The sequence below is a fragment of the Actinomadura syzygii genome (assembly GCF_008085905.1).
Classification (GTDB): Bacteria; Actinomycetota; Actinomycetes; order Streptosporangiales; family Streptosporangiaceae; genus Spirillospora; species Spirillospora syzygii.
Map to the genome: position 1 here is coordinate 256217 of NZ_VSFF01000014.1, position 12419 is coordinate 268635.

Annotated in this window: 8 protein-coding genes; 2 read left to right on the forward strand and 6 right to left on the reverse strand. The window is 73.3% G+C overall.

The window, feature by feature from the left end; genetic code table 11:
• The first annotated feature begins 13 nt into the window (after window positions 1-13).
• Together galE and galK are read left to right on the forward strand one after the other, a co-directional pair.
• Entirely contained in the window at window positions 14-967 is a 954-nt protein-coding gene (gene galE / locus FXF65_RS34925; RefSeq protein ID WP_148354335.1) for a UDP-glucose 4-epimerase GalE, read from the forward strand.
• On the forward strand, window positions 943-2127 hold the full coding sequence (gene galK, locus FXF65_RS34930; RefSeq protein WP_246199313.1) for a galactokinase: 1185 nt from the start codon (window positions 943-945) through the stop codon (window positions 2125-2127). Before galE ends, galK begins: the two co-directional genes overlap by 25 nt.
• Here the strand turns inward: galK and FXF65_RS44130 are convergent.
• The 6 genes from FXF65_RS44130 to FXF65_RS34960 form a co-directional block, all read right to left on the reverse strand.
• Window positions 2105-4813 carry a hypothetical protein gene (locus FXF65_RS44130; protein WP_187412665.1) on the reverse strand — a complete coding sequence of 903 codons (2709 nt, stop codon included), beginning with the start codon at window positions 4811-4813 and terminating at the stop codon, window positions 2105-2107. The two genes, galK and FXF65_RS44130, sit on opposite strands and share 23 nt — an antisense overlap.
• The gene (locus tag FXF65_RS34940) at window positions 4813-6642 is read right to left on the reverse strand and encodes an HSP90 family protein (RefSeq protein ID WP_148354336.1); all 1830 of its coding nucleotides are present in this window, start codon (window positions 6640-6642) and stop codon (window positions 4813-4815) included. Before FXF65_RS34940 ends, FXF65_RS44130 begins: the two co-directional genes overlap by 1 nt.
• A gap of 118 nt (window positions 6643-6760) precedes the next feature.
• The gene (locus tag FXF65_RS34945) at window positions 6761-9397 is read right to left on the reverse strand and encodes a tetratricopeptide repeat protein (protein ID WP_148354337.1); all 2637 of its coding nucleotides are present in this window, start codon (window positions 9395-9397) and stop codon (window positions 6761-6763) included.
• 1 nt (window position 9398) lies between these two features.
• Complete coding sequence (locus tag FXF65_RS34950) at window positions 9399-9701, reverse strand: trypco2 family protein (RefSeq protein ID WP_148354338.1); 303 nt, start codon at window positions 9699-9701, stop codon at window positions 9399-9401.
• 204 nt (window positions 9702-9905) lie between these two features.
• Window positions 9906-10895: a malate dehydrogenase gene (locus tag FXF65_RS34955; RefSeq protein ID WP_148354339.1), complete on the reverse strand. Its 990-nt coding sequence runs from the start codon at window positions 10893-10895 to the stop codon at window positions 9906-9908.
• Between the two features lie 242 nt (window positions 10896-11137).
• A complete protein-coding gene (locus FXF65_RS34960; protein ID WP_148354340.1) occupies window positions 11138-12355 on the reverse strand; it encodes an NADP-dependent isocitrate dehydrogenase in 1218 nt (405 codons plus the stop codon).
• Window positions 12356-12419 lie beyond the last annotated feature (64 nt).

A 12419-nucleotide genomic window follows, 5' to 3' on the forward strand; every position in this document is an offset into this window, starting at 1 on the left:
TGGAGGTCCATTCGTGAAGCTGCTCGTCACCGGAGGCGCCGGCTACATCGGCAGCGTCGTCTCCGCTCTTCTCCTGGAGGCGGGGCACGAGGTCGTCGTGCTCGACGACCTGTCCACCGGGCACGAGGACGCGGTGCCGGACGGCGCCCGGCTGGTGCGCGGCACGCTCCGCGACACGGCGGCGGACGTCCTCGCGGGCGCCGGGTTCGACGCCGTCCTGCACTTCGCCGCGAAGTCCCTGGTCGGCGAGTCGGTGCAGAAGCCCGGCCTGTACTGGGACAAGAACCTCGGCGAGTCCCTCGCCCTGCTGGACGCGATGCGCGTCGCGGGCGTCCCGCGGATCGTGTTCTCCTCCACGGCCGCGACGTACGGCGAGCCGGAGTCGACGCCGATCCTGGAGACCGACCCGACCCGTCCGACCAACCCGTACGGGGCGTCGAAGCTGGCGATCGACACGGCCCTCGCCGAGTACGCGCGGCTGCACGGCCTCGGCGGGGTCTCGCTGCGGTACTTCAACGTGGCGGGCGCCTACGGGCGGCACGGCGAGCGGCACACGGTCGAGACGCACCTGATCCCGAACGTGCTGAAGATCGCCCAGGGCGACGGCGACGCCGTGAAGATGTTCGGCGACGACTACCCGACGCCGGACGGGACGTGCGTCCGCGACTACATCCATGTCACCGACCTCGGCCGTGCCCACCTGCTCGCGCTGGACGCGGCCGCGCCCGGCTCCCACCAGATCTTCAACCTCGGCAGCGGCACGGGCAACTCCGTCCGCGAGGTCGTCGAGGCGTGCCGCGAGGTGACCGGCCGCGAGATCCCGGCCGAGGTCGCGCCGCGCCGCGACGGCGACCCGGCGGTGCTGGTCGCCTCGTCCGAGAAGATCCGCGCCGAGCTCGGCTGGAAGCCCGAGCGCGACCTGCGCACCATGATCGACGACGCGTGGACGTTCCTGCGCTCCCGCTGACCGGGGCGCTCGAAGCGGCGTTCGCGGAGGCGTTCGGGCGCGCGCCCGAGGGCGTCTGGCGGGCGCCGGGACGGGTGAACCTGATCGGCGAGCACACCGACTACAACGACGGGCTCGTCCTGCCGTTCGCCATTTCGCGAGGAATCTCGGTGGCGGGGGCGCGGCGCGACGACGGCGTGGTCGAGGTCCGGTCGCGGCAGGCCGCGACGGCGGTGTCCGCGCCCGTCGACGGCGGGACGGTCGCGTCCGAGGGCTGGCCCGCCGACCGCGCGTGGGCCGCGTACCCGGTCGGCGTCGCGCGGGTGCTGCGCGAGCGCGGGACGGGCGGCGCGTCCCTGCTGATCGACTCCGACCTGCCGCAGGGCGCGGGCCTCGCGTCGTCGGCGGCGCTGGAATGCGCGACCGCGCTGGCGCTCTGCGACCTGCACGGGGTGCGGATCGACCGTCCCGAGCTGGCCCGGCTGGCGCAGCGCGCCGAGAACGAGCAGGCCGGAAGCCCCTGCGGACCCATGGACCAGGCGGCGTCCCTGCTCTGCGAGGCCGGGCACGCGCTGATGCTCGACTGCCGCAGCGGGCTGTCGTCGCGCGTCCCGTTCGACCCGGCCGCCGCCGGGCTGGCGCTGATCGTCGTCGACACCCGCGCCGCGCACGCGCTGACCGGCGGCGAGTACGGGCGCCGCCGCGCCGAGTGCGAGGAGGCCGCCGCGCTGCTCGGCGTCCCCGCGCTCCGCGACGTGAAGGACCTGCCCGCCGCGCTCGGGACGCTCCGCGACCCCGTGCTGCGGCGGCGCGTCCAGCACGTGGTGACCGAGAACCACCGGGTCGAGGCCGCCGTGGGCCTGCTGCGCGCCGGGGCCGTCGCCGAGCTGGGCGCGATGCTGAACGCCTCGCACCTGTCGCTGCGCGACCAGTTCGAGGCGTCCTGGCCCGAGGCGGACGCGACCGTCGACGCCGCCCTGCGCGCGGGCGCGCGGGGCGGACGCATGGTCGGCGGCGGGTTCGGCGGGTCGGTGCTCGTCCTCGCCCCGGCGGGCCGGGCCGACCGGGTGAGGGACGCCGTCGCCGCCGCCTACGATCGGCGCGGCTGGCCGTCCCCCCGGTTCGTCGACGCCGTCCCGTCCGGGGGCGCGGACCGCCTCAGTCCTCCAGCGCGGCCCTGATGTCGTCGCGGAGGGTCGCGGCCTCCTCGGCGGGGCCGGTCTCGTCCAGGGCGGTGAAGCCGTCCACGGCGGCGGACGCCTGCTCGGCCGCCTCCTGGAGCCGTCCCGCCTGGGCGAGGATGCGGGCGTGGTCGTAGGACAGGAGCGCCGCCTCCCAGACGCGGGCGGGCTCGTTGTCGGCGGGCAGCCCGGCGAGCGCGGCACGGGCCGTCTCCGCCGCCGTGACGGCGCCCTCGCGGTCGCCGGTCCACAGCAGGCACATCGCGTACCGGCGGCGGGTCCGGACGACGCCGTACGGGTCGCCCGCCTTCTCGTACGCGGCGGCCGCCTCGGCGTACCGCTCGGCGGCCTGGACGTCGCGGTCGAGGTCGGTCAGGACGTCGGCGGCCTCGTTGAGGAAGTGCGCGACGGCGTCGAAACGTCCGGCCTCGGCGGCGTCCTTGGCGAGGGCCTCGAACGACACGGCGGCGTCCGCCTCGCGCAGCTCCTTCTGCGCGTGCGCGAGGATCAGGCGGCAGCGGCGCTCGGCGTCGGGGTCGCCCGCGTCCACGAACCCGGGCAGCGCGGGCAGCGCCTCCTCGGCGGTCTCCGCCGCCTCCAGGTGGCGGCCGGTCGACAGGTAGGCGGCGGCGAGGTCGACCCGCAGGTGGACGGCCCGCATCGGCATGCCCTCGGCCGTCCAGCCCGCGATGCCCTCGACCAGGTCGGGGATCGCGTCGCCCGGACGGTCCTGGGCCAGCAGCGCCAGGCCCCGCTCGGTGTGCGCCGCCGCACGCATCGGTGACGGCCCCGCCAGGACGCCGAGCGCCTCGTCGAACAGGGCAAACGTCTCGTCGTCAGCGCCGCCCTCGCGGCGGGCCAACGTGCGGGCGAGCAGCAGCGCGGGCGCGGCGACCTCCTCCCGGTCCTCGGACCCGCGCGCCGTCTCGGCCGACGTGCGCAGCGCGTCGACCGCGTCGTCCACCTGCCCGGACATCAGCAGCGCCTGCGCGCGGACGAACCAGTACTCGCCCGCCCGGTCGGCGCCGTCGCCGTCCAGAACCGCCCGGTCGAGCACGGCGAGCGCCTCGGCGGGCCGCTCAAGCTCCACGTGCGCGGTCGCGAGGCGGAGGAGCGTGCTGATCGCGTCGCCCTCCCCCGTCGGGTTCGCCGCGAAGTACTCGGCGGCGGCGGCCATGTCGGCGAGGCCGCGCCCCTCGCCCGCCTTCGCGCGCATCGCGCCGAGACGGCTGAGCACTCGGTGCCGGTTCGCCTCGTCGCCCAGCTCCTCGAACAGCGCGAACGCCCGCTCCCAGCAGTCGACGGCGGCCTCATCGCGGTTGGCCACGGCGTGCTGGACGCCTTCGCCGTCCAGGCGGCGGGCCCGCTGGAGCGGCGTCGGCTCCGCCGTCTCCGCGAGGGCGTCGAACCGCCGCCACGCCGCCATCGCGCGGTCCAGGCCGGGACGGTTGCGCCGCGCGTCGGCGATGTCGAGCAGCGCGTCGAAGTCGCCGATCGAGGCGATGTCGTCGCCGGGCTCGCCCGGCGAGACGGTCTCCGGCTTCGGCGCGGGCGCCGGACGCCGGTGGTGCGCGGCCAGCGGGACGTAGTCGAAGACCTCCTCGCCCGCCAGCGTCGCGCGCACCTTGTCGCCCTGGCAGGACGTCCCGTTGCGGGCGTCGAACCGGGCCGCCAGCTCCGTCGCGCGCCCGGCCAGCTCGGCCCGCAGCTCCGGCACCGGCACGTCCGTGGCCGGGCCGTCCTGGGCGGCGCGCCGCCGGACGGTCAGCCCGCCGTGCCCCGCCGCCTCCACCCGCGCGAGGACGAGCGCCGCAGCCGCGCAGAACTCCATCTCCGCGTGCGTGCTCGGCGCCTTGTCGAGCCACCCGACGTGCCGCTGGAGGATCTCCAGCCCGCGCGCCTCGTTGCCGGTGACCGCGCAGAACTCCAGGTGCTCGGCGATGTCGCCGAGGTCGGCGAGGCGCCCGCGGTGCACGCGGTAGGCGCGGCGGTGCGCGTCGGCGGCCTGCTCGGCGCGGTCCGTCCGCAGGTAGACGGGCAGGAGCGTCGTCTGCATCGACTGCGGCTGCTCGTTGCAGGACAGCTGCGCGCTCAGCACCGGCGCCGCCACCTCGAACGCCTCCTCGTACCGGCCGGCCTCCACCAGATGGCGGGCCATGCCGGTCGGATCGCAGCCCTCGCAGTCGGACAGCTCGTCCCGCTCGGCCGCGCGCCACTTGGTGTACCACTCGTCCGCCGAGCCGTCGCCGACGTGCCGCGCCACGATGTTGCGGTAGTGGTAGACCGCCTGGAGGCTGTGCCCACCCGCCTTGTAGCGGCGCTCCATGTCGTCCAGGACGGCGTAGGCTCGGTCGAGCGGGATCTCCGGGAACAGGGTCAGCGAGCTGACGGCCGCCTTCATCTGCCACATCAGGCCGTGCGTCTCGTCGAACCGGGCCGGGTCGCGGTCGTGGTCGGCGAGCGTCCGGCTGAACGTCGCGAACGCCTTCAGGGGCTCGCCGCCGTACCGGTACGCGTTGGTCAGCCTGACCCGGACCTGGAACGCCAGGACCTCGTCGCCCGCCGCCTCCGCGCGGCGGAGCGCGTCCTCGACGAGGACGGTCCTGGCCTCGCCGTAGGGCAGTTCCGCCGCCCGCCCCATCAGGGCGGCGACGTCCTCGCTGGGATCGCTGGAATCGCTGGTCACTAGGGAGCCTCCGGGGGGTGCACGGCCCATTCCAGCAGGCCGATGAAGGAACGGTTCAGCACCGCCGTGTCGGCGGGCCGCAGCGGATGGTGGCCGAGGAGCAGCGCCTGCCCGTAGAGCGCCTGGACGGCCAGCTCCACCAGCTCGGTCCGGGCGGTCGTCTCCGCACCGGCGCCGGGCCCGCCGACGCCGGGCCCGCCGACGCCGAGGGACGTGACGCGCCGCGCCAGCGGGTTCCGGTAGTTCAGCACCAGTTGCGGACGCTCCACCCCGGCGCTCGCGCCGACCGCGCCGAGGACGTCGGCCCACAGCTCGTTCGCCTCCTCCCGCGCGCGCTTGAGCTCCTCGCGGAACTGCGCGTCGCGGCTGGTCAGGAACAGCGCGGGCAGCGACGCCGGGTCGAACTCGCGGACGACGATCTCGCAGCCGAGCCGCTCCACCGCGCGCTGCGCCGCCGCGATGAACGGCCGCAGCGCCAGCTCCGTCGCCGGGTCCAGGACGCCGAACGTCGTGGTCAGCTCGGCCGCCTCCAGCCGGGACAGCCGGATGTCCGGGTCCAGGTCGGGCAGCCGCTCGATGATCTCGGTGTCGTGGACGTAGCCGCCGTTGACTAGCCCGACGCCCTGCGCGCCCGCCACCGCCGACAGCCGGCGGAACTCCTCCACGCTCGCGGTGTAGCGGCCGTCCGGGTGGCGGCGGCGGAACTCGCGCAGCGTCATCGGACCGGCGGACGTCTCGTAGTCCAGCCACCGGTCGACGATCCGCAGCATCTCGTCGTCGTGCAGCGCCATCGCCTTCACGCCGAGCTGGTGCAGCCGCAGGAACGCCCGCAGCCGGGCCGGATCGGTCTCGGCGAGCTTCACGAGCCACTGCCGCAGCGCGCCGCCGAGGCCCTGCCGCGCCGAGTCGAGCAGCTCGTCCTCGTAGAGGGCCTCGCGGCTCGCGGTCGGGCGCAGCTCGCCCGCGTCCACGACGCAGCGCACGAAGAACGCCCACTCGGGCAGCAGCCCCTCCACGCCCTCGGCCAGCAGCATCCGCTTCAGGTACACGCGGTGGGACGCGCGGGCCGCCGGGGACACCGGGTCGGGCAGGATGAACGCCACGCCCGTCAGGCCCGCCTCGGGCACCTCCAGGTCGACGACGTCGAACGGCACGAAGCCGTAGAGGTCTTCGCAGTACCGCTCCAGCGCGCGGCGGCGCGACGCCGGGTCGCGGTGCCGCACCTGCCAGGGCGGGCCGTCGCCGGTGATCGGCACGCCGTCCACGACCAGCTCGACGGGGAGCAGCGAGCCGTAGACGCGGGCCAGCTCGGCCACGACCGGCGGGCTCAGCAGCTCCGCCGACCCCGGACGGGCCCGCAGCGTGACCGTCGTGCCGGGCTCGTCGCGCTCGCCGGGCTCGACCCGGTAGCTGCCCTCGGAACGGCCCGTCCAGCGGACCGCGCCCTGCCCATTACTAGGGCCCCGCGCTGACTTCGTCACGACCTCGATCTCGTCCGCGACGAGGAACGCCGACAGCAGGCCGATGCCGAACTGGCCGAGGAAGTCGTGCCGGGCGAAGCCCAGCTCGTCCCGCTTGGACGACCTTCCGATCGTCGCGAGCAGCGTGTGCACCTCGTCGGTGGTCAGCCCGATGCCGTCGTCGTGGACGCGGAGCGTCCCGCCCGAGGTCTCGATCTCGACCCGGCCGCCGTCGCCGCCGCGCGCGGTTATCGCGTCCACCGCGTTCTGCAGCAGTTCCCGCAGGTAGACCCGCGGGCTCGCGTAGAGATGCCGGCTCAGCAGATCCACCACGCCGCGTAGATCGACCTGGAATGCCTGTTCCGCCACGGGCGCGCCTCCCCGATCACCTTTCTTGGCGATCACACCCTAGCGACCGATACCGACGCACACAGATCATTTGCAGCCTTGACCGACCGGACCCTGCGAAGGATTCCGAGGCCGGGCGCTAGCCCTCTGCGGGGAGGTCCGCGAGGCGTTCCCGCACTTCGCGGACCCTGCTCGGGGCGTCGATGTCGATGAGCAGATCGAGCGCCTCGGAGTACGCGGTCCGGGCATCGGAAGGACGTCCGGCATGGCGGTGGACGTCGCCCAGAATGGTGAGCATCGTGGCCAGCCCGGCTTTCCTGCTCTCGGTCTCGCGGTGGAAGGCGACGGCGGGTCCGAGCACGTCCACGGCGTCGGCGTACCGGCCGAGACCGTCGTAGGCCAGCGCCAGATGCCAGGCGCACCAGACGACCTCGTCGCGGTCGCCGCGCCGCTCGCCCATCGCCATCGCGTGCTCCAGGACGCGGGCCGCGTCCGCGTACCGGCCGAGCTGGCGATGCGCGTCGGCGATGTGCGCGGCGAGCCAGATCTCGCCCGCCGCGTCGTCCCGGGCCCGGTAGATGGCCTGCGCCTCGGCGTAGCGGTCGAGGGCCCGCTCCGGCTGGTCGAGATCGCATTGGAAGTCGCCGAAGTGGACCAGCACCCACGCCTCCTTGCCGGGATCGTCCATGGAGCGGACGACCTCGAGCGCCCGCTCGTACAGCGGCGGGGCCTCGTCCCCGCGCCCGAGGATCCGGCGGGCCTCCGCGAGGTGGATCAGCGATCCCAGTTCGGCCGGGGCGTCCCCGAGGCGTCGCGCCGCCGCCACGGCGAGGTCCTTGACCGCCTCCATCTCCTCCCAGTGGGCGCGGTAGAACAGCAGGCCGTAGAGCGACTCCGCCATTCCGACGACGAACTCGTCCTCCCCGGCGTCGGCGGCGGCGCGGAGGTTCGCCTGCACGTTGAGGGACTCGTCGGCGAACCACGCGATGGCCTCCTCCGGGGGCTGCTCGTGCGCGCCGGGCCGCGACATCCAGTCGTGCAGCATTTCGCCGTACCAGGCGAGCGAGCGCCGGAACGCGTCGCGCCGGTCGGACGGCGACTCCTCGTCCGCCAGGCGCTCCTTCGCGTACAGCCGGAGGAGGTCGTGGAGCCGGTAGCGGTCCTCGCCCGAGACCTCGGCCAGATGGCGGTCGGTCAGCTCGCCGAGCATGCGCTCGGCGTCCTCGTCGTCGACATCGGCGGCGCGGGCGACCACCGCCGCGGTGAAGTCCCCGCCCGCGAGGACGCCCAGATGGCGGAAGAGCCGCGCCGTGTCGGGCCGCAGGGACCGGTAGCTGAGTTCGAAGCTGCCGCGCACCCCCCTGTCCTCACCTTCGAGGCGGGAAATACGCCGGGTCTCGTCCATGAGGGCGGAAAGATAGCGCGCCAGCGATCCGCGGCGCATCACGAGCTGGGCGCCCGCGATGCGGATCGCCAGCGGAAGCCCGGCCAGGAGTTCGACGATCCGCTCCGCGGACGGCCGGTCGGCGGCCACGGCCCCGGGGCCGACGATCCGCTCGAACAGCCGGAGCCCGTCCGGATCGGGCAGCGGTTCCAGGCGGAGCCGGTCGGCGCCGTCCACCGAGGCCAGCGTGCTGCGGCTGGTCACGATCACCGCCGTGCCGGGCGACTCGGGCAGCAGCGGCTCGGCCTGCCGCGCCTCGGACACGTTGTCGAGCAGCAGCAGGCTCGGGCCCCGCCGCAACCGCTTCTGGTACTCGATCCGCCGCAGCCTCGGCTCGCGCGGCAGCTCGTCGCCGGACACCTCGAACGCCGCCAGCACCTCGACCATGGCCGCGTCGGCGGTGGGGGCGGCGGCGACGTCCACCCGGATCCGCGCGTGCGTGAACGTGGCGGCGAGCCGGTGCCCCAACTCGTTGGCCAGCTCGGTCTTCCCGACGCCCGCCATGCCGTGCAGGACGACGAGCGGGCACGTCTCGGTCAGCCGGTCGGTGAGCAGGGCCTTCGCTCTCGCGATCGTCTCGTCCCGGTCGGTGAAGTCCGGCAGCGACCGCCGGAGATTCGTGTGCCCGGACGAGAGCGCGGCGGTTGGGCGCGGAAGATCGACGAGCGCGTCCAGGCCGAGGTCACGACCCCAGGGCGTGCCCCGGGCGGCGTCCGCCCAGCGGTCCAGCGGGACGACGGTGAGCACCGAGTTCCCCTGGGCCGCGTGGTGCTCCGACACCACGCCCACGGCGAACGCGCCGCCCGCCTGGTCTTCGGCGAACACGACGGCGCCGGACATCCCCTGCCATTCGCTCAGCCCCCGCCCGCCCACCGGACGGGGCATCGACCTGCTGCGCAGCTCCAGCAGGTTCGCGCGCAGGTTGGAACCCGTGGGGATCTCGCCGTCCACCTGGGCGCTCTCGCGGAGCCGGACGGTCCCCGGCTGCCGCTCGCGCTCCTTCCACCGGGGGTAGCCGATCGTCCAGCAGGGGGCGAGGACGCTCGTCCGCGACCGGTCGACGCGGGCGAACCGGACCGGGCTGACGTCGACCGGCGGCGGGTCTCCGCTCACCGCCAGGAGGGCGATGTCTCCGGCCTCGTCGATCATGACCGGCTCGGCCGGATGCTCCGACTCGTCGAGCAGCCGGACGAGCAGGACCCCGGCGTCCAGGACGTTGTGCGCCGCCGACAGCACCCACCGGCGGCCGACCAGGAAGCCGGAACCGACCGTCCACCGGTCGCCGGGGCCGCGCCGCAGGACCTCGACGGCGCGGTCGGTGAGCTCGGGCATCTCAGGGCTTGACGCCGAGTCCGCGGGCCACCTTGATCGGACGCCCGTCGTCGTCGCGCGGGGCCTCCAGCGTCACCGTGACGCGGTGGATCTCCTCGCGCCGGTAGGAACCGTCGCCGCCGAACTCCACGACCCAGAACTTCGCCTTGCCCGAACCCCCGGCCTGGCGCGTGACTCCGACGTGGAATTCGAGCTGGATCTGCCCGACGTCGAAACCGAATTCCGCGCCCTCTCCCGCCTCCAATGCCTCCAGCAATTCGGCCCGGAGCGCGGCGATGCTTTCGGAAAGTCCGAGCTGCCCCATGAATTCCCCCTGTATCCGCGATTCGCCGAGGGTGCGACGGCGCTCCCCGCGACGCGGACGCCCTTGTCGCGATCCTCCACGACCTCCGTCACCCGGCGGAACGGCTCGCGGACACAAGGCCGGACAAGGCCAATTCACGCGGACGCGAACGAGCCCCGGACCGTTCGTGGCCCAGGGCTCGTGTTCGTTCGCTCGCGCGTCGGGTCAGATGAGGCCGAGCTTGCGGACGGCGTCGCGCTCCTCCGCCAGCTCGTTCACCGAGGCGTCGATCCGGGCGCGGGAGAAGTCGTCGATCTCCAGGCCCTGGACGATCTCCCACTTCCCGTCCTTCGTCGTGACCGGGAAGGACGAGATCAGGCCCTGGGGGACGCCGTAGGAGCCGTCCGACACGACGGCCATGGACGTCCAGTCGCCGTCGGCCGTGCCGTTCACCCACGTGTGCACGTGGTCGATCGCGGCGGACGCGGCCGACGCCGCCGACGACGCGCCGCGCGCCTCGATGATCGCCGCGCCGCGCTTGGCGACGGTCGGGATGAAGTCGTTCTCCAGCCAGGACTGGTCGTTCACCGTCTCGGCGGCGCCCTTGCCCGCGATCTCCGCGTGGAAGACGTCCGGGTACTGGGTCGCGGAGTGGTTGCCCCAGATCGTCATCCGGCGGATGTCGGCGACCGAGACGCCCGCCTTCTTCGACAGCTGCGCGAGGGCGCGGTTGTGGTCGAGGCGCGTCATCGCGGTGAACCGCTCGGCCGGGACGTCCGGCGCGTGCTGCTGCGCGATCAGCGCGTTCGTGTTCGCCGGGTTGCCGACGACCAGGACCTTCACGTCGTCCGCGGCGCCCGCGTTGATCGCCTCGCCCTGCGGCTTGAAGATCCCGCCGTTGGCCTCCAGCAGGTCACCGCGCTCCATGCCCTTCGTCCGCGGCCGGGCGCCGACGAGCAGCGCCACGTTCGCGCCCTGGAACGCCTGGTTCGGGTCGTCGAAGATGTCGGTGCCGGCGAGCAGCGGGAACGCGCAGTCGTCCAGTTCCATCGCGGTGCCCTCGGCGGCCTTCACCGCCTGCGGGATCTCCAGCAGCCGCAGCCGGACGGGTACGTCCGCGCCGAGCAGGTGCCCCGACGCGATGCGGAACAGCAGCGCGTAGCCGATCTGGCCCGCGGCGCCGGTGACGGTGACGGTGACTGGGGTGCGCGTCATTTCCTTCTTCATCCTCTGCTGTGACTCTGCTGGTGATGACCCGAGGCTGGTGATGATGTGAGCCCGCCGCCGCGCGGGTCCTCTCGCCGTTCTCTCGCCGTCGAGATAGTCCGGAGCCAGGCTATCGCGCGCCCCGGGCCCGCCACCGCCCAGGTGCGCAACCCGGCATGCCGCGCACAGGGAGGGCACACGGAAGGCCGCCCCGGACGACGTCCAGGACGGCCTTCGAAGACCGGGAGAGGTCAGCCGTTGATCTTCTTCTGGAGGTTGGTGTCGAGCGCCTCCAGGAATTCCTGCGTGGTCAGGAAGGGGGTGTCCTTGCCGACGAGCAGCGCCAGGTCCTTGGTCATCTGGCCCGCTTCGACGGTCTCGACGCAGACCTGCTCCAGCTTGCGGGCGAAGTCGATGACCTCGGGCTGGTCGTCGAGCTTGCCGCGGTGTTCGAGGCCGCGGGTCCAGGCGAAGATGGACGCGATCGGGTTGGTCGACGTCGGCTTGCCCTGCTGGTGCTGGCGGAAGTGCCGGGTGACCGTGCCGTGCGCGGCCTCGGCCTCGACGGTCTTGCCGTCCGGGGTCATCAGGACGGACGTCATCAGTCCCAGCGAGCCGAAGCCCTGCGCGAGGGTGTCGGACTGGACGTCGCCGTCGTAGTTCTTGGCGGCCCAGACGAACCCGCCCTCCCACTTGAGCGCCGCCGCGACCATGTCGTCGATGAGGCGGTGCTCGTAGGTGAGGCCCTTGGACTCGAACTCGGACTTGAACTCCGACTCGTAGATCTCCTGGAAGATGTCCTTGAACCGGCCGTCGTAGGCCTTGAGGATCGTGTTCTTCGTGGACATGTACAGCGGCATCCCGCGCTCCAGCGCGTACCGCATCGTCGCCCGCGCGAAGTCGCGGATGGACGAGTCGTAGTTGTACATGCCCATCGCGACGCCGCCGCCGGGGAAGTCGGCGATCTCGAACTCCATCGGCTCGCCCTCGTCGGACGGCGTGTAGGTGATCGTCACCTTGCCGGGGCCGGGCACGACGAAGTCGGTGGCGCGGTACTGGTCGCCGTGGGCGTGGCGGCCGATGATGATGGGCTTCGTCCAGCCGGGGACGAGCCGGGGGATGTTGGAGCAGATGATCGGCTCACGGAACACCACGCCGCCCAGGATGTTGCGGATCGTCCCGTTCGGGGACCGCCACATCTTCTTCAGGCCGAACTCCTCGACGCGGGCCTCGTCGGGGGTGATGGTGGCGCACTTCACGCCGACGCCGTGCTCCTGGATGGCCTTGGCCGCGTCCACCGTGACCTGGTCGTCCGTGGCGTCACGGTGCTCGATCCCCAGGTCGTAGTACTTCAGGTCAACGTCGAGGTAGGGCAGGATCAACTGGTCCTTGATGAATTTCCAGATGATCCGGGTCATCTCGTCGCCGTCGAGTTCGACGACCGGGCCCGCTACTTTGATCTTGGGCATGCTGCTGCTGTCCCTTTCCTACACCTGGCCAGCTAGTGAGCTGTTCCTCATCCTGCCGCGGGCG